Genomic DNA, 18,260 nt, shown 5'->3' with positions numbered 1-18,260 from the left:
AAAAAATCTCCTAAAAGAATCACTATGAAGGAGATATTTCGCATCCGCTCAATATGACGGGTGAGTTTGTTATATTGATCATGGAAATCAAGCAGTCCTGTCATCTTGGAGCGACCAAAGGGAGCAAAGGATCTCCCAAAGTACAATTAACTAGGAGATGTTTCGCATTCGCTCAATATGACGGGTGAGTTTGTTATATTGATCATGGAAATCAAGCAGTACTGTCATCCTTGAGCGACCAAAGGGAGCGAAGGATCCCCTAAAGCACCATTAGCTAGGAGATATTTCGCTATAGCTCAATATGACAGTGGTAATTTTAAAAATAGGTACAAAAAAATCAGTAGAAAATTCTACTGACTAATAAATATATGGTCGGGGTGAAAGGATTCGAACCTTCGAGCCTCACCTTCTCAAAGCCAAGAGTTATCAAAAGATATTAGAAAATAAAATTATAAACAAAAAAATCAGTAGAAAATTCTACTGACTAATAAATATGTGGTCGGGGTGAAAGGATTCGAACCTTCGAGCCTCACCTTCTCAAAACCTAGAGTTATCAAAAGATAGTAGTAAAAAATTTATAAACAAAAATATCAGTAGATAAAATCTACTGACTAATAAATATGGTCGGGGTGAAAGGATTCGAACCTTCGACCTCATGTTCCCAAAACACGCGCGCTACCAAGCTGCGCCACACCCCGCTATTAACGATTACTTATTTAGTATACGATAAATAAATTATCTTGTCAAGCCTTTATTATAATTTTTTAAAAAATTTTAAAGCTATGAAATTTAGAGCTTTTTTCCAAAGTCTGTTATAATAATACCATAAGTAAGTAAAAAGTAAAATAAAGGAATATTATGATTAGATTTGATGCCAATGATTTTAAAGATAGAGAAACTTTTTACAAATTATTAAATGAAAAATGTATTTTTGATTATTACGTAGAAAATCTCGATGCCCTTTACGATGAATTAGTTGTCAAGGACAATGAGATTGAGATAATAAATTTTCATATGATATTTGAAAATTTGGGCGAATATGGCCAAAGGGTCATCCAAGTTTTTGTTGATTCTGTAAAAGATTATGATAGTAAGGTAAGTTTGATTAATTGATATGACATATACTAGCAAATTAGACGAAATCAAAGATTATATCATTATTGATATATTAAGCGGAAAGATAAAAAGTGGCGATAAATTAAAGGATAGAAAGTTTTTCACCAGTAAGTTTAAAATAAATCCGCATTATTATTTGGAATTGGTGGAAGTTCTAAAGAGAGAAAATATTATCGAAGAAAGATCTGATGGATATTATTATATTTTTGATAATCAAAAGATTGGCTTGTTAAAAAATCAATATCTAAACCGATATATCAATGATTTCTCAGCCAATCTCAATAAAATCGGTTTGAGCCTCGATGATGTTATAGAGATTTTGAAACTTAGGAGTCTGGCAAATGGATAAGGCTATTGAAGTTAATAATATAAGTAAAAAATATAATAATAACCCAGCCCTTGATGACATATCTTTTGACGTTGAAAAAGGAAAGGTGGTTGGCCTGCTTGGACCAAGTGGATCGGGCAAATCTACACTTATTAAGATTTTGACTGGTCTTGTTAAGGCGGATTCTGGATCTTTTAATATCTTGGGTGAAAAGCTTAGCCCTGATATAAAGAAAAATATTATTTATAAGGCTGATGACTTAATTATTGAGGAAAAGCTTAGGATAATCGATTTAATCAGTTTATATGAACATTTTTATCCTGATTTTTCATCAGATGAGTCAAAAGAAATCCTAGAATTCCTTGGTCTTGATGAAAAAAGAATGGCTATGGGTTTATCCAAGGGCCAAAGACAAAAGTTAAATCTTGCCCTGGCCCTGGCTAGCAATGCTGAGATTTTCCTTTTGGATGAAGTTTTTGATGGCCTAGACCCAATATCTACTAGTAAAGCTATGGATCTTTTGATTGATAGAATTGATGGAAATAAAACTTTCCTTATTGCCTCTCAGCAACTAGAATTAGTGGAAAATCTCATCAACGAAGTGATTTTCCTTGAAAATGGAAAGACTCACTATAGAGATACTCCTATAAATATTGGCAAAAAAGAAGAAGTTGGTATAAGTGAATTTTATGACAATATTTATTTAGGTTGAGATTATGAATTTTTTGAAATTTGATTTAATTAGAAATAAAAGATATTTTAGGAATGTAAGTATTCTCTTTGCCTTACTTATAGTCTTTGGCCTGGCCTTAGAATTTGCACCAATTAATTTTCTATCCCTTGATAGCATCTTATCCTACAAGATGGTCTTCAATGTGATATTAATAATATTTGCCTTTGCTATAGTAAGCTTTGCGATTGGCCTTATAAGAAAAGACTTGTTTACAAGTTCATCAACTATTATTTTTTCTTTGCCTATGGGAAGATCTAAGTATTTTACAAGCAAATTATTATTGCTAGTCTTAGTATATATTTACAATTTGATTTTCACATTAATTTTGTTGAAATTATTAAACTATCAGATCACAAGTGATTTGCTTTATTACTTTTTCCTAGGACTTATATGGTTTTTGATATTTTTTGCCATAAGTTTTTATGGCCAAGCAAGAAATAGATTTACTAAGAAAAATCATGGCAATGCAATAATAATACTTATGATAGGACTCATCCTAATACTAGGATTTTTCATATGTAAGAATTATTCCTTAGTTTTAGTAGGATCTGGTATCCAGCACGCCTTGCCTATGAATTATGCCTTCATATATCCTTTTGCTATAGGAAAATTGGGCATATATAAGAATCTAACAACACTGATATACTATATAATAGTTTTGATAGGAATGTGGACTTTAAATACTGGTAATCTAGAGGAGAACTTAGATTTATAGAATGGAGTTATTATGGAAAATTTTGATAAGGTAAAACAGATAATCAGAGATTCTAATAATATTGTGTTTTTTGGAGGAGCAGGAGTTTCTACTGCATCAGGTCTGCCTGATTTTAGGTCTGCTACAGGCCTTTATAACAAAGAAAACAATTCAAATTACTCTCCAGAATATATGCTAAGCCATGAGTTTTTTATAAATCATCCAGATGAATTTATGACCTATTGCAGAGAAAATCTAATGATAGAGGGTATAAAACCAAATGCCTGCCACTATGCTTTGACCAAGCTTGAGAAAATGGGCAAGCTTAAGGGAATCATTACCCAAAATATTGACGGTCTTCACCAGGATGCAGGAAGCAAAAACGTCATAGAGCTTCACGGCAACTTAGTTGATTTTTATTGTACCAAGTGTGGGAAGAATTTTGATCTTTCCTATACAAAAAAATTTAATGGCTTAGTGAAATGCGACGCCTGTGGTGGTATTGTAAGGCCAGACATAGTTTTATATGGCGAAGGTCTTGACCAGAATAATATTTCCTATGCTATAAATCTTATAAGCAATGCTGACGTACTAATAATCGGAGGGACATCTCTTGCCGTATATCCTGCAGCAGGTCTTATAGATTTTTATAGGGGAAATAAATTAGTATTAATAAATATGGACCCTACTGGCAGGGATTCTAGGGCTGATTATCTCATCCAAGGAGATATCAGCAAAATTTTAGAAGAATTAGTTGAGGGAATTGATGAATAATAAAATAAATACAGACGAATTTGGAATATTTTTACTATGGGCTGGGATAATCACATCCCTAATCTCATATTTTGCCAAATCATCTTTTTTGTATACTTTGGGATTTGTGTTTTTTGCCTATGCTATTTTTAGAGCCTTTTCTAAAAATATTGAAAAGAGAAGGCTTGAAAATAATTATTTTAAGGATAAGTTCCTAAATCCGATTAAAAAATCCTTGGGTGGGTTTAAAGGTGATATAAAATCAAAAAGAAATGACAAAGATCACAAGTACATTACTTGTCCAATTTGTGGGCAAAAACTTAGAATTCCAAAGAAAAAAGGAAAGATAAAAGTAAAATGTCCAAAATGTGGATCAAAATTTGATGCTAGAAGTTAATTTTAGCATCTTTTATATTGGAAATATGAAAGTATAATTTTTTAGAAAGGGGATTATAATGAAAAGATATATAGGAACAAGAACATTTGGACTTCGTGCACCAATTATAGAAAAAGGTGATGATTTAGTAGAAATCGTCTCTAAAAGCGTAAAAGATGCAAGCGAGACCCACAATATAGAAATTAACGACAAGGACGTTGTATGCGTCACAGAATCTCTAGTAGCAAGAGCTCAAGGTAACTACGCTTCTATAGATCAAATAGCAAAGGACATCAACAATAAATTTGACGGTGATGAATTGGTAGTTTTATTTCCGATTCTTTCAAGAAATAGATTTTCAATTCTACTAAAGGCTATAGCAAAATCAGGCAAGAAACTACATATTTGTCTATCTTATCCACAAGATGAGGTAGGAAATTACCTTATGGATGAAATGGACCTATTTAATAGTGACATCAATCCTTACAAAGACGTACTTGACCTAGATGAATTTAGAAAAGTCGCTGGTGAGTACAAACACACATTTACTGGTATTGACTATCCATCACTTTACACTGAAATGGCAGCAAATTCTGAGATTCACTTTTTGAACAATCCAGTTGATTCACTTAAGTTTTCAAAGAATGTACTAGTTTGCTCAATACACACAAGAAATATTGTAAAAAGACAACTAAAAGAAGCTGGCGGAGAAAGCATTCTATCCTTAGACGATATTATGACAGAATCTATAGATGGTTCAGGTTACAACAGCCAATATGGTCTATTGGGTTCAAACCTATCTACAGAAAATATGGTAAAACTCTTCCCAAGGGATGGAGAAGTATTTGTAAGTAAGCTTCAAGAAAAATTAATAAAAGAATTTGGCAAAAAAATCGAAGTTATGATCTATGGTGATGGAGCATTCAAAGATCCAGTAGGCAAAATTTGGGAGCTAGCAGACCCTGTTGTATCTCCTGCCTTTACAAAGGGGCTAATGGGTACTCCAAGCGAGATCAAAATCAAATATATAGCAGATAATGAATTTGCTGATTTGTCTATAGAAGATAGGACAAATGCTATGGTTGATAGGATTTCAAAAAAAGAAAAAGAACTAGTAGGCAAAAACGAAACCCTAGGTACTACACCTAGACAAATCACTGATTTGCTAGGATCTCTAGCTGACCTAACATCAGGTTCTGGAGATAAGGGAACACCAATTGTTTTAGTCCAAGGCTATTTTGATAATTATTCAGACAACTAATTAAGGAGATAATGGTGGATAAAGAATGTTCCGATGAGAAAAGGAATAATGAGATTTTTGGAAGACATTTTATAAATAATTACTTGGAAAGAAGGGCTATGGCCAAATACAATCACGACCCTATGGATGAGTTGACTAGGTATTTGCTCATGGCTTTTGCCGCAATACTAATGGCTTGTGGCACACACTTTTTTAAATATCCAAATTCATTTGTAATTGGTGGGGTTGAGGGAATGAGTATCATCGCTTCAACCTTCATTCCTCTTACACGTCCTCAATTAACCCTAATTATAAACATAGCTTTGTTAGTCATAGCTTTCTTTATCCTTGGCAAGCATTTCACCCTAAGGACAGGTTATGTTGCTATACTAAACTCACTAACAGCTCTTGCCCTTGACTACATTTGTCCAATCGAAGGATCGCTTACAGGCAACAAAATGCTAGAGCTAGTGTACACACTAATCATATCAGCCTTTGGCTCTGCAATACTTTTTAACCTTGCAGCAAGTTCTGGGGGAACTGATATAATTGCTATGATTTTGAAGAAATTCTCATCACTTGAAGTAGGCAAGGCCCTTCTAGCGGTAGATGGTATCTTTACTATTGCTTCTATTTGGATTTTTGACGTTGAGATTGGTCTACTCTCTGTTTTAGGTCTTTTGTTAAAAGGGATTTTCGTAGATGTAATCATCCAGTCCTTTAATACAGATAAATTTTTCATAATAATTACTACAAAGCCTAAGGAAATTGGTAGCTTCATCAGAGATGATTTGAACCGTTCAGCCACTGTCCTTGATGGGATGGGTTTATACAAGGGGGTCAAAAGATCTATATTCTTCTTGGTCTTATCACCAAAGGAAGCACCTAGGACAAGAGCATTTCTAAAAAATATAGATCCATATGCCTTCATAACAATATTAAATACATCAAAAATCATTGGTAAGGGATTTTACCTAACTAGCGATTCGGAATAGGGGAGATTTAATTGAATATATTAGTAAGTTGTGATCAAAACTATCTTAAGCCACTAAAGACGATGTTATATTCACTTTTTTTAACTAATGAGAGTGACATTAACATCTACCTCATGCACAAGTCTATTGACGATAGAAGTATTGAGGATTTAAGAGACTTTATAAAAGAAAAATCAAATAATAAAGCAAGTTTGAACAATGTTAGGGTAGATGATGAATTTTCGTCTGCCCTAACTACTTTTTATTACACAAGTGAAATGTACTATAGGTTAGTTGCCTACAAGTACCTTCCAGAAGATATGGATAGGATTTTATATCTAGATCCAGATATTTTAATTTTAAATTCACTAGAAGATTTATACAATGAAGATTTTGCAGACAATCTATTTATGGCTGCTATACATACCATGCCTACAGTTCAATCTGCAAATAAGGCTAGACTTAAGATAACTAGCGAAAAAACTGATATTTCTAGATACTACAATTCTGGCATACTTATGATAAATTTAAAAAAGGCCAGAGGCGATATCTATCAGCAAAAAATCCTGGACTATGCCAATAACACTAGAAAAGCAGGGCTTATGATGCCCGACCAGGATTTGCTCAATGTAGTTTTTAGAAATGAAATTATGGAAATTCCAGAATTAAAATACAATTACGACGCTAGAAGATTTACAACATACAAGGTCATGTATGATTACAATCTAGACGATGTCATGGAAAATACAGCTATCCTCCATTTTTGTGGCAAGAGAAAACCATGGCTTAAAAATTATATAGGAAAATTTGATAGCTTGTACAAATTTTTCTGGCATCAAGCTATAGAAAAATAAAGATTTGCTTTGAATTGTGTAGGAAATAAGTGTAAAATATAAGTAGAGACCAAGTTAAGGAGGATATATGAAGTCAATTAGTAAATTAAGTCTAATTTTCCTTTCCATGGCTTTGTGTTTTTCTCCTAAATCTTATGCAAACCAAGCAGAAGAGGTTAATGGCAAGACGACTAGTTCAGATCTTAAAACGGGAGAAAATATAATTTTAACAGAGCCCGATACTGACGTAGACAATGTGATCAAAGATCTAAACGAAAGTACAGAAGGAAATCAAGATAAAGTAGAAGCAGGAGAAAAACCTTCAGGTGAGAGTAAGGATGACCCTGGGAAAAAAGTAGATAAAAGTTCTACAAATAGCGTAACGACATCAAAGCCTTTAAAAAATCCAAGTTCTACTGAAAACTCCAAGGAATCGAAAGAAAATAGTACATCATCTACTCTTGATATTAGCCCAAATCCCAATAACATTAGCAAGCAAACATCATCAAACAAGGATGTAGATCAGCTGATGGCAGAGATTAAAACGTTTTTGAAAAAAAATAAAGAAAGGGAGCAAAGTAGAAAAAATAGTGCTGACAGTTCTAAAAAAAATGACGACATAACAAAAACTGTTGAAAAAGTAAGCGATGTAGTAGTTTCTAAGAAGATAAGCAAGGAAGAATCAGAAAAAATTGCCAAGACTACAAAAGATATAGTCAAAGAATATAACAAAAAAATTGAAGCGGCCAAATCTGATGCAAGAAAACAAGAGCTTGCCCAAGAAGCCATAGATAAGATTAATAAAAATGTGAAAATGGCATCAAAAGAAGCTTATGATTATATCAATAAAGAAGATGATGAAGTGACCTTGTTTGATCAAAAAAATGAAACTCTAGTTTTAGAAATTGATGCACCAGGCTCTGATGAAGATGATAAGAATTCAAATGATGAAGCTAAAGATTTAGATGAAAAAGATTTGATAAGAAGTGAATCCTCATCTTTATCTAGGTCGCCCAAATTAAGCAATAAGAAAGATAGTAAAAAGTCCACTCTACCTATTATCCTAGGGATAATACTAGTGATAGGCATATCAGTTGCCTTAAGCCTAGCCCTAAAGGTTAGAGAAAATAAAAAGATTAGATCCAAAAACTAGGTAACTTGCTTAGATTTTGGATTTTTTTAAAAGAAAAAGAGGCCAACGGCCTCTTCTAATTGTTTAATTATTCTTGTGGTTCAAACATATCTTTGCCTACTCCACAAACTGGGCAAACCCAATCTTCTGGAAGTTGGTCAAATTCTGTTCCAGCTTCGATTCCGTTATCAACATCGCCTTCAGCTGGATCATAGATGTATCCACATGCTGTACATACGTATTTCATACCAATGTCTCCTTTCATTGTTATTACATATATATTATACCACACATTTTGTTTTTCTATCATATTTTGACAGAAAATTATTAAATTATTGATTTTGTCAATGTTATTTAGAATTCTTTGGGTATAAAGTTAATAAGTTAAGAGGAGCTTATTATGGAAATTATTAGAAATTTGCTTCACTCCGATCTTTTACTTATCAAAGAATTTAGAGATGATACAACTGAATTTCTCGAAAATCTAAATCTTAATGAAGATATGATTTTTAAACTTAGGCTTATTCTAGATGAGCTTATAGTAAATTCTTATAAACATGGCAATGCAAAAGATTTTGATAAGATTATAGAAGTCATAATCCTAATTGATAAAGATTATTGTATGATAAAGGTTAAAGATGAAGGTGAAGGTATAAATTATGGCAAGGATAGAAACTTACTATCTCATCACGGCAGGGGAATACAGATAGTAAATACTTTATCTGATAATTTGATAGTCAAAGATAACATGGTAGCAGCCTTTGTCCACCTCTAAAGCATGCTATAAATACACCTAGCATTTTTAATTCTAGGTGATTTTTTATGTGTTTAATTGATAATGATATAGTCTAAGATATAATATATTGATAGAATTTATAAGTTTGAAAGAAGGAATTATGAGAAGAGAAGATGTAAGAAATGTTGCAATCATAGCCCACGTTGACCACGGTAAAACTACCCTTGTTGATGGACTTTTAAGAACTGCAGGAACATTTCGTGAAAATCAAGCGGTAAATGAAAGAGTAATGGATTCAAATTCTATAGAAAAAGAAAGAGGGATTACTATCCTTTCTAAGAATACTGCAATCCATTATAAAGACAAGAAAATAAACATAATCGATACCCCAGGACACGCTGACTTTGGTGGTGAGGTAGAGCGTGTACTAAATATGGCTGAGTCAGTAGTCCTAGTTGTAGACAGCCACGAAGGACCTATGCCACAAACTAAGTTTGTCCTTAGAAAAGCTATAGAATTGGGACTTCCAGCAATTATCTGTATAAATAAGGTTGATAGGCCTGACCAAAGAATTGATGAAGTAGAGGATGAAATCCTAGACTTATTTATATCACTAGATGCAGATGAATCATACTTAGAAAGTCCATTTGTATATGCTTCAGCAAAAAATGGCTGGGCAAGCCTAGAAAAGGGTCAAATAAAGGACGATATGTCTGACCTTTTGGATACAATAATAGACTACACTCCTGCCTTTGAAGCAGAGGAAGATGCACCATTTAAAGTTCTTGTATCAACTACAGACTACAATGACTACCTTGGTTCAATTGCCATAGGCAAGGTTGAGCAAGGTGTTATCAAGAAAAATGCAGATGCAATAATCACAAACTACAACGAAGAAGATAGGAAAATAAAGTCAAAAATCGTAACTATCTATGAATTTGATGGCCTAAATAGAGTGGAAGTCGGGGAAGCTAAATTTGGATCAATAGTAGCCCTTTCTGGTATGGAAGATATCTCAATTGGGGATACTATTGGAACAGAAGCAGACCACGAACCAATTGAGTTTACCAAAATATCAGAACCAACACTTTCTATGACTTTCTCAGTAAATGATTCACCATTTGCTGGTCGCGATGGAAAATATGTTACAAGTAGACATATAAGGGATAGGTTATTTAAAGAAAAAGAAACAGATGTTTCACTAAAAGTAGAAAACACAGATTCTACAGAAAGCTTTAAGGTTTCAGGTCGTGGAGAGCTTCACCTTTCAGTTCTAATCGAGAATTTAAGACGTGAAAGTTATGAATTCCAAGTTTCTAAACCAGAAGTAATGTATAAAGAAATAGATGGTAAGAAAAATGAACCTATAGAAATCGCCACAATAGATGTAGATCAAGAACACACAGGTTCTGTCATAGAAAAATTGGGACGCAGAAAAGGCGAACTAATTGATATGACTCCAACATCTTCTGGCTATACCAGAATGATTTTTAGAATACCTGCAAGGGGTCTAATAGGCTATAGAACAGAATTTCTAACTGATACTAAGGGTACAGGTATCCTAAACTCAGAATTTGAAGGATATGCTCCTTATAAGGGAGAGATTGAAACTCGCCAAGACGGATCTCTTATAGCTAGCGAACAAGGTATAGCTCGTGCCTACGGCCTAAACGCTGCCCAATCTAGGGGATTATTGTTCGTAGAAGCTGGAGATGAGGTTTACGAAGGTCTTGTAGTTGGCATGAACCCAAAGGGCCTAGATATAGATGTCAACGTATGTAAGCAAAAGAAACTAACAAATACTCGTGCGAGCGGTTCTGACGATGCCATCATGCTAACACCAGCCAAAAAAATGAGTGTAGAAGAAATGATGGAATTCGTTGAAGATGACGAATTAATTGAAATAACACCAAATAACCTAAGAATTAGAAAGAGAATACTAGATTCAAACCTAAGATACAAATCAAAGAAAAATAAGTAGGTGGAAATATGAACAAAAGATTTGAAAAAGTCCTAAGTCAAACAATAAGCATTATAATCCTAATAATATTTGTGACTACAATAATCTCTATGAAATCTCCAATTTGGCTTGTCACATATATCTGGGCCTTTGCTTTTTTACTTGCCTGGATTTTGATGCTAGTTTTTGCCCTCCACATACTTTTACAAAAAGATGCCTTTGGTTTTTCTATACTAACGGCCATACTTACTGCCCTAGCCTTTGGACTACTTAGCATACCAGCTATACTTGTCCTATCAAGGTTTGTACCACAGATGCCATCAACGATAAGTTTTGCTAATCAGTTACTAAACCAAAATAGTCAAATGATTTTATACACAAGCCTTATAGTTTTGTATGTTTTTCACCTAATAAACTCGCTAAAACTTAAAAGATTTATGAGCAAAAATAAAGATTTATCAGAAGAAAGTCTAGCTTATGACTATGAAGATACATCAGATAATAATTTATTTGATGATAATCTTAAGGCTGAAAATGAAGAAATTACCCTAGAAAATACTAATATTTCTAGTGAAGACCTAAAAATTGGTGAAAAAATTGTCTTTGAATCTAACAATGATGAAAAAATAGAGTATAATACTGAAAAAGTGATTTTTGTAGAAGATTTAACAGATGAAGATTTAATCAATAAAGAAGGCGAGGGAAATAATGGTTAAAGACAACGGAGTATCTCTATCAGTAATTAAAAGATTACCAAAGTACTACAGATATTTAGAAAGTATCAATGACAAGGGGATTGTAAGAGTATCATCAAAAGAACTTTCTGAGATCACTGGCCTTACAGCCAGCCAAATCAGACAAGACCTAAACCACTATGGTTGCTTTGGTCAACAAGGCTATGGCTACAATGTAAGAGATCTTATGGATGAATTATCAAAGATAATCGGCGTTGATAAAGAATACAAAATGGTACTAATCGGTTATGGTAATATTGGCCATGCCCTTTATCAATACGAATCTTTTAAAACCTTAGGCTACAAATTTAGTGCAGTTTTTGATAAAGAGCCTAATAAAAATGCACCTTCTGACTTAAAAATAGAAGATATTGACAATCTTGCTACGTATCTTGAAAACAACAAGGTAGATATAGGAATAATTGCAACTCCAAAAGAAGCAAGCCAAGAAATTTGCGATATACTTTGCGATGGAGATGTAAAGGGTATATGGAATTTTTCTCCAGTAGATTTAAAAACTAAAAATGGAGTAGTGTTAGAAAACGTACACTTAGATGAATCATTGTTTACACTTACATATTTCATCAATTCTCCACAGGACTATAATTTTTAATGAATATATTATCGGCAAGCAATTTAAGTAAATCTTATCCTACTAGGGATATATTTACTGATATTAGCTTTATAATAGAAAAGGGTGATAAGGTTGGTCTTATTGGTAACAATGGGGCTGGCAAATCCACCCTTTTTAAAATTATAGTAGGAGAACTATCTAAGGATAGTGGAGAAATCTATATACCAAACGGCCTAAAAATCGGCTATTTAAAACAACAACTATCTACTGACACCGACCAAAGTATCTATGATCATTGTATGGGAGTTTTTTCAAATCTTATCGGCATAGAAAAAGAACTGAGGTCAATTGAAAAAGAACTTACAAGAACTGACCTTTCTGAAGAAGGGATGCAAAAACTTTTGGAGGAACATAATAGATTATTTGAAAAATTTGAAAAAAACAACGGCTACTCTATAAAGTCTGAACTTGAGGGAACCTTAAAGGCTATGGGCTTTGAGAGCGAGGACTTTGATAAGAGTATAAGGACTCTATCAGGTGGACAAAAGGCAAGAGTTGAGCTTGCTTATCTCTTGTTAGAAAAGCCAGACTTGATTTTACTAGATGAACCTACCAACCACTTGGATATCAACGCCATCAGATTTTTGGAGAATTTCATCAAAAATTATGAAGGATCTGTTGTGGTGATTTCCCACGATAGGTATTTTTTGGATGCGACTGTAAATAAGGTTTTTCTTATGGAAAATGGGTCTTTAAATATCTATGCGGGCAACTACACTAGCTTTATGCAAAAAAGAAAGAAAGATTTAGAAGTAAGGCTACACCAGTACAAGAGCCAGCAGAAGGAAATCGCCAGACAAGAAGAAATTATTGATAGGCTAAAAAACCTAGGCGGTTCCAAAAGAAAAAGAGGCATTTCCCAATCAAGGTCTAGGCAAAAACTTCTTGACAAGATGGAAAGAATCGAGGCTCCAGATCAAATAGCCAATGCAATGAAATTAAAATTCACCCCGAGAATCCAAAGTGGGGAAGATGTTCTAAAGGTAAATAAACTTTCTAAATCTTATGATGACAAAGAAATTTTTAAAAATATTAGCTTTGATATTTTCAGAAACGAGAGGACAGCTATTATTGGTGAAAATGGAGTTGGAAAAACAACTCTCTTTAAAATCATTTTGGCTGAAGAAATCCCATCCTCAGGCAAAATAAAAATTGGTCAAAGTGTAAATATTGGCTACTTTGATCAGGAACAAAAATCTTTGAATTTGTCCAACACAATTTTTGAAGAAATATCAGCAACTTATCCAATGCTAACTAACTTTGAAATCAGATCATATCTAGCCAAGTTTATGTTCTATAATGATGATGTGGATAGAGAAATATCTAAACTATCAGGTGGTGAGCGTGCCAGAATATCGCTTTTAAAACTAATGATATCTGACACCAACTTTATCCTAATGGATGAGCCAACCAACCACTTAGACATTGATTCAAAGGAAATCCTAGAAGATGCTATCCTTGACTATGAGGGAACGGTTCTAATCATAAGCCACGACAGGTATTTCTTAAACAAAATCGCCGTCAAAATCCTCGAAATGCAAGATGATGGCATGAGCGAATACCTTGGTAACTATGATTATTATGTTGAAAAGCAAAAAGAAATGATGGCTAAGGATGAAGAAAGTCAGACTATTTCAAAAACTCAGCTAAACAAAGAAAAAAAGAAGCAAAATCTTAAACGCAACGAGATAAAAAAAATAAAAAATGATATTAAAAAAATCGAACAGAGGATGGATGAAGTTGAAGAAAGATTAGGAGAACTAAATGAGCTCACTTTATCAGCTGATTTCTATCAAGACCAAGACTTGGTAAAAGATATCTTTGCCCAGATTAAATCTTTGGAAGAAGAAAAAGAAAACTTGGACGAAACGTGGTTTGAACTTAACTTATCCTTGGAAGGATAGACTTTAAATAATAGGAAGGAAAATAATGAAGATTACCAACAACTTGGATAGAAAATCCAAAAATAATTTGAGAGTTGGTCTTATCTTGTTACTGGCTTTTTTTACCTTATGGTATGTAGAGCCAGTTAGCTCTTTTTTGGTAAGCATTTATGCTGTCATAAGACCAATTTTGTTGGGCTTTGCTATAGCTTTTGTCATAAACTTACCTATGAACTTTTTTCAAGATAAAGTTTTTGGCAGGCTATTTGACCCCAAAAAGCATAGAAAACTTATACTAATCTTATCTTTGATATTTAGCTGGCTCATATTCTTTGGGGCAGTCACCTTGATTTTATTAGTAATAATACCAGAGACCATCAATGCATCTCAGACTGCTATAAAAAACATTCCAGCCTTTGCTGATGCACTTATAAAATATACAGAAAAAATACCAGCTTTGAATAAAGCTATGGTTGATATTAGAAACCAATTTGAAAGTTTTGATCTAAACAACATATCCGACAAAATAACTAGCTACCTAAGTGGTGAGGGATCAAACGTCCTTAACCGTGCTCAAAGCATTTTATCATCAGTAAGTTCGACTCTGATTGCTATTGCAATGGGTTTCATATTTTCAATTTATGTCAGCATCAATAAGAAGAACTTAAAAATAAACGCCAATAAGTTCTTGTATGCTAACTTTGCTGAGGATAGGGCAGATACTATAAATTATATTTCAAAACTAACTTATGATGCCTTTGCCAAATTTTTGGATACAAGGTTTTTGTCTTGTTTTGTTCTAGGAACTTTAAACTACATTGGCATGAAAATCTTGCAATTGCCATATGCAGGAATGATTTCAATCTTGGTTGGAGCTCTTGATATTATTCCATATTTTGGGCCAATTATTGCGGCTGCCTTTGGAATGCTTATGATTTTTATCCAATCACCATTCCAATCCTTAGTATTTATAATATTTTTGGTAGTCCTCCAACAAGTCCAAGAAAATATTTTCTACCCCTTAGTTATTGGCAAACATTCTGGACTTCCTGCTATATGGATATTTGTTTCTGTATTTTTGGGTGGTAGATTATTTGGCATCATGGGCATGATTTTATTTATGCCTCTTGCAACAGTCTTTTATACCTTAAAAGAAGATAGAACTATAAAAAAACTAAAAGAAAAAGAAATCGATGAAAAAAGTCTAGGAGAAAAAGCCAATAAAAGCTTTGAGCAAATGCGCAAAGAAAGATTAGAAGAAGATTTTACTAAAGAAGAAGTAGAGCAAATAATGTAATTTGCCCTACTTTTTTTCAAATATAATTAAAATATAACCATCCTTGATATTAATAGTAAAACCTCTGCCACAAGTTTCATTTGAAACTCCAAGACTATCGGAAATCTCCATATCATAATTATCGAGTTCATAGTAAAGTCCTTTTATTGTAAGGCCTTTTGCAACTTCAGATAGGGCAAATATTGAAACATAATAATCATCTTCATATTTTTGGAATAATTCGTCTTCTATTATTATTAATTCCTTATCCTTTGCCTTAAGTCTTACATCTATGCCCATCTTCTTAAATTCGAGAGCATTTCTTATATTTGATATGGTATGGGACTCACGTCCTCCCAAGCCTCCATAAATTATTATTTCCTTATAGCCCTTATCTTGGGCGATTTTCATGGCTGACTTTGTGTCGGTATCATCTTTAATTGGGCTTAATTTAATGACATTTTCATCATCAGGTAGGCTAGTTGAATCAAAGTCTCCTACAATAAAATCTGCTTTAAGGCCCTCCTCTTTTACATATTCGTAGCCCTTATCAGCAGCAATTACCAGGTCATCTTCTTTGATTTGGTCATAAAAACCATCAAATTCTCCACCTGCTATAATATAACATTTACTCAAAATATCCTCCTTTGGATTTCTTATATAGATTATATCCCAAAATTTATTTTAGAGAAAAAATATCATTAGGGGTAAAATTATTGTAAATTACTAGGAGAAAATAAATGCACAATTTAGATGAAAGATCAAAAAACATACTCAAAATAATATTGATAGGACTTGGGGTATTTTTTACCTTCTGGTACCTTAGGGAAATTTTGGATTTTCTAGGCAAATTTATAAGGATAATCCAACCCTTCATCATAGGATTTATGTTAGCCTACATCATAAATATACCTATGAACTTTTTCTATAGGTTGATTAGAGAAAATTACAAGGACCCAAAGCAAGAGAAGGCAATTCGTGGCGTATCTTTAGTTTTATCCTGGATATGCGTATTGCTATTTTTAACCTTGCTATTAAATATCTTTATTCCACAAATTATCAAATCTGCCTTAACCTTAAGCCGCAAATGGCCAGTTTTTGTAGATGAAACCTATAAAATTTTGAAGAATAATTCCCTAACAGAAAACTATGCTAATGATTTTAGGGAAATAACCGAGGATGTAAATTGGCTAAGTATGAATGGACCTATTTTTAAATATATAAACACCAACAGCAAATCATTGCTTACTATGACTTCAAGTATAATAAATTCAATTGGTTCAAGTGCCATTACTATATTTACTGTGGTTGTTTTTTCAATCTTTGTACTTATTTATAAGGATATGCTAAAATTAAATGGAAATAAGCTTTTGTATGCTTTTTTAGATGAAAAAGATGCGGACTATGTAAATAAAGTTTTTTCTTTATCCTACCACACCTTTAAAGACTACATTTATTCTAGGATGATATCAGTGGCCTTGCTCATTGTCCTAACTTATATAGGTATGGTGATTTTTTCTATACCAAATGCTCCAATGATTTCAATATTGGTGGGCCTATCAGATTTGATTCCAATCTTTGGACCTATAGCTGGAGCTGGAATATCTGCAGTAATTATATTTATTGAATCTCCGATCAAGGCCCTTATATTTTTGATATACGATGTGATTATGCAACAAGTTCAAGAAAATGTAATCTATCCTGCCATTGCCGATGCCCAAGTGGGTCTACCTGCCGTTTGGGTCTTGGCTTCAGTAACTATAGGTGGTTCGCTTTTTGGTATTGTGGGTATGCTTGTTAGTATCCCGGTTGCTTCTGTTTTATACACTCTAGCCCATGAGAAGGTTGAACAAAGACTTATGAAGAAAGGTTTCAATCAAAAAGATATTATGGATAAGCAGAAGAAGAATTTTATTGAAGGATACAAAGATGAAACTAAAAAATAGCCAAGTAGGTAAGTTTGTGCCAATAAGAGTCCCTCAGGGTATTTACTATGGTGGTTTTCAAAATTCTCTCATGCACATGGGGGTAAACAAATTTTATAGAGACAGGTCTTGTGTGGTGACAGCATTTACCAACACCTATCTTTATCTCTACCATAGAGACGAAATCTTTACCCTTGAAGAATATAATGCCTATCATTATGAATTTTTTAAAAAGCTCAGGCCCCATGCCAATGGAGTGCCAACAGTCCTTGCCCTTGATCGAAGGAGCAAGAGAATAATTGCTGATAGGAATCTTAAACTTAATAGTCATCTTATTGAAGACTTTATGTTTAAGAAGAAAAGCAAGACCCAAAAGATTGACTTTATCAATGAAGCTTTGTATAGGGACTTGCCTGTAATCTTTATCAATTGGCTAAGCCCTGAGGTCAAAGTTATGAGCCATCATGGGGTGACGATTACCGAATGTAACGATATGGGAGATCACCACGAGCTTCTTATATCAAGCTGGGGCAGGCCATACAGGGTCGATTTTGACCAGTTTGAAAGACAAAGTAGAACTTATAGTGGACTTATATATTTTGAAAGGAAAGATTATGGAATATCTTAAATGTGAGCTTTATATACCTGATGAAGATAAGTGGAATCTAATAGAGGCACTAAACAAAGAAGGATTTTTATATGATGATGGGTATGATTCAGTCTTTGCAGAAAGTCCTGTGATAGGTCATTTTACACCTCTAGAAGGTTCAAATCCCGACATAGGCAATATAGGAGAGCACACTACTGTAAATGAAGCAAAGTTAGAATTTAGGATAAAAGAAGTTGATAAGGACAGAGTTTTTATGATTATAAAAGAAAACCATCCTTATGAAGTTCCTGTAATTAATTTTATGAAACTAGTCTAAGGAGATT

General features: G+C 33.4%; 21 protein-coding genes and 1 tRNA gene. 19 read left to right on the top strand and 3 right to left on the bottom strand.

From position 1 onward, the window contains the following. Positions 1–621 precede the first annotated feature (621 nt). Positions 622–698 (bottom strand) — tRNA-Pro (locus tag QNH69_RS00705). 160 nt (positions 699–858) lie between these two features. On the opposite strand from QNH69_RS00705, the gene QNH69_RS00700 reads away from it, so the two are divergent. The 10 genes from QNH69_RS00700 to QNH69_RS00655 all read left to right on the top strand — a co-directional run bounded on the left by QNH69_RS00700 (position 859) and on the right by QNH69_RS00655 (position 8,200). Next, positions 859–1,113, top strand: coding sequence for a barstar family protein (locus QNH69_RS00700; RefSeq protein WP_282928729.1), 255 nt, complete (start codon positions 859–861; stop codon positions 1,111–1,113). Position 1,114: 1 nt separating this feature from the next. After that, positions 1,115–1,465 carry a GntR family transcriptional regulator gene (locus QNH69_RS00695; protein ID WP_282928728.1) on the top strand — a complete coding sequence of 117 codons (351 nt, stop codon included), beginning with the start codon at positions 1,115–1,117 and terminating at the stop codon, positions 1,463–1,465. Continuing rightward, positions 1,458–2,156, top strand: a complete 699-nt coding sequence (locus QNH69_RS00690) for an ABC transporter ATP-binding protein (RefSeq protein ID WP_282928727.1) — start codon at positions 1,458–1,460, stop codon at positions 2,154–2,156. The genes QNH69_RS00695 and QNH69_RS00690 overlap by 8 nt, the downstream gene beginning before the upstream one ends. 4 nt (positions 2,157–2,160) lie before the next feature. Then, entirely contained in the window at positions 2,161–2,892 is a 732-nt protein-coding gene (locus tag QNH69_RS00685; RefSeq protein ID WP_282928726.1) for a hypothetical protein, read from the top strand. A 12-nt stretch (positions 2,893–2,904) separates the two neighbouring features. Then, on the top strand, positions 2,905–3,645 hold the full coding sequence (locus QNH69_RS00680) for an NAD-dependent protein deacylase (protein ID WP_282928725.1): 741 nt from the start codon (positions 2,905–2,907) through the stop codon (positions 3,643–3,645). Further along, positions 3,638–4,021 carry a hypothetical protein gene (locus tag QNH69_RS00675; RefSeq protein ID WP_282928724.1) on the top strand — a complete coding sequence of 128 codons (384 nt, stop codon included), beginning with the start codon at positions 3,638–3,640 and terminating at the stop codon, positions 4,019–4,021. Before QNH69_RS00680 ends, QNH69_RS00675 begins: the two co-directional genes overlap by 8 nt. Positions 4,022–4,079: 58 nt before the next feature. Next, positions 4,080–5,261: a coenzyme F420-0:L-glutamate ligase gene (locus QNH69_RS00670; protein WP_282928723.1), complete on the top strand. Its 1,182-nt coding sequence runs from the start codon at positions 4,080–4,082 to the stop codon at positions 5,259–5,261. Between the two features lie 14 nt (positions 5,262–5,275). Continuing rightward, a complete protein-coding gene (locus tag QNH69_RS00665; RefSeq protein WP_282928722.1) occupies positions 5,276–6,235 on the top strand; it encodes a YitT family protein in 960 nt (319 codons plus the stop codon). 11 nt (positions 6,236–6,246) lie between these two features. Beyond that, positions 6,247–7,068, top strand: coding sequence for a glycosyltransferase family 8 protein (locus QNH69_RS00660; protein WP_282928721.1), 822 nt, complete (start codon positions 6,247–6,249; stop codon positions 7,066–7,068). Between the two features lie 67 nt (positions 7,069–7,135). Then, positions 7,136–8,200: a hypothetical protein gene (locus QNH69_RS00655; RefSeq protein ID WP_282928720.1), complete on the top strand. Its 1,065-nt coding sequence runs from the start codon at positions 7,136–7,138 to the stop codon at positions 8,198–8,200. A gap of 67 nt (positions 8,201–8,267) precedes the next feature. Here QNH69_RS00655 and rd read toward each other — a convergent pair whose 3' ends face one another. After that, entirely contained in the window at positions 8,268–8,426 is a 159-nt protein-coding gene (gene rd / locus QNH69_RS00650; RefSeq protein WP_019190929.1) for a rubredoxin, read from the bottom strand. A gap of 153 nt (positions 8,427–8,579) precedes the next feature. Here rd and QNH69_RS00645 point away from each other — a divergent pair, with 153 nt between their 5' ends. The 6 genes from QNH69_RS00645 to QNH69_RS00620 all read left to right on the top strand — a co-directional run bounded on the left by QNH69_RS00645 (position 8,580) and on the right by QNH69_RS00620 (position 15,423). Continuing rightward, positions 8,580–8,954: an ATP-binding protein gene (locus tag QNH69_RS00645; protein ID WP_282928719.1), complete on the top strand. Its 375-nt coding sequence runs from the start codon at positions 8,580–8,582 to the stop codon at positions 8,952–8,954. A 121-nt stretch (positions 8,955–9,075) separates the two neighbouring features. Then, a complete protein-coding gene (gene typA, locus QNH69_RS00640) occupies positions 9,076–10,896 on the top strand; it encodes a translational GTPase TypA (protein ID WP_282928718.1) in 1,821 nt (606 codons plus the stop codon). An 8-nt stretch (positions 10,897–10,904) separates the two neighbouring features. Further along, positions 10,905–11,591, top strand: coding sequence for a hypothetical protein (locus tag QNH69_RS00635; RefSeq protein WP_282928717.1), 687 nt, complete (start codon positions 10,905–10,907; stop codon positions 11,589–11,591). After that, the gene (locus tag QNH69_RS00630; protein ID WP_282928716.1) at positions 11,584–12,222 is read left to right on the top strand and encodes a redox-sensing transcriptional repressor Rex; all 639 of its coding nucleotides are present in this window, start codon (positions 11,584–11,586) and stop codon (positions 12,220–12,222) included. Before QNH69_RS00635 ends, QNH69_RS00630 begins: the two co-directional genes overlap by 8 nt. Further along, entirely contained in the window at positions 12,222–14,147 is a 1,926-nt protein-coding gene (gene abc-f, locus QNH69_RS00625; protein ID WP_282928715.1) for a ribosomal protection-like ABC-F family protein, read from the top strand. The genes QNH69_RS00630 and abc-f overlap by 1 nt, the downstream gene beginning before the upstream one ends. Positions 14,148–14,172: 25 nt before the next feature. After that, a complete protein-coding gene (locus QNH69_RS00620) occupies positions 14,173–15,423 on the top strand; it encodes an AI-2E family transporter (protein WP_282928714.1) in 1,251 nt (416 codons plus the stop codon). Between the two features lie 6 nt (positions 15,424–15,429). On the opposite strand, the gene QNH69_RS00615 is transcribed toward QNH69_RS00620, so the two are convergent. Further along, complete coding sequence (locus tag QNH69_RS00615) at positions 15,430–16,038, bottom strand: thiamine diphosphokinase (RefSeq protein ID WP_282928713.1); 609 nt, start codon at positions 16,036–16,038, stop codon at positions 15,430–15,432. Positions 16,039–16,142: 104 nt separating this feature from the next. Here QNH69_RS00615 and QNH69_RS00610 point away from each other — a divergent pair, with 104 nt between their 5' ends. From QNH69_RS00610 to QNH69_RS00600, 3 genes are read left to right on the top strand one after another with little or no spacing between them, the layout of a single operon-like run. Beyond that, positions 16,143–17,348: an AI-2E family transporter gene (locus tag QNH69_RS00610; RefSeq protein ID WP_282928712.1), complete on the top strand. Its 1,206-nt coding sequence runs from the start codon at positions 16,143–16,145 to the stop codon at positions 17,346–17,348. Then, a complete protein-coding gene (locus QNH69_RS00605) occupies positions 17,332–17,955 on the top strand; it encodes a hypothetical protein (RefSeq protein ID WP_282928711.1) in 624 nt (207 codons plus the stop codon). Before QNH69_RS00610 ends, QNH69_RS00605 begins: the two co-directional genes overlap by 17 nt. Continuing rightward, a complete protein-coding gene (locus tag QNH69_RS00600) occupies positions 17,942–18,253 on the top strand; it encodes a hypothetical protein (protein WP_282928710.1) in 312 nt (103 codons plus the stop codon). Before QNH69_RS00605 ends, QNH69_RS00600 begins: the two co-directional genes overlap by 14 nt. Positions 18,254–18,260: the final 7 nt, after the last annotated feature.

The sequence above is a fragment of the Anaerococcus sp. Marseille-Q7828 genome (assembly GCF_949769285.1).
Classification (GTDB): domain Bacteria; phylum Bacillota; class Clostridia; order Tissierellales; family Peptoniphilaceae; genus Anaerococcus.
Note: the sequence above shows the minus strand (reverse complement) of the source record. Positions and strands in the feature narration are given on the sequence as shown.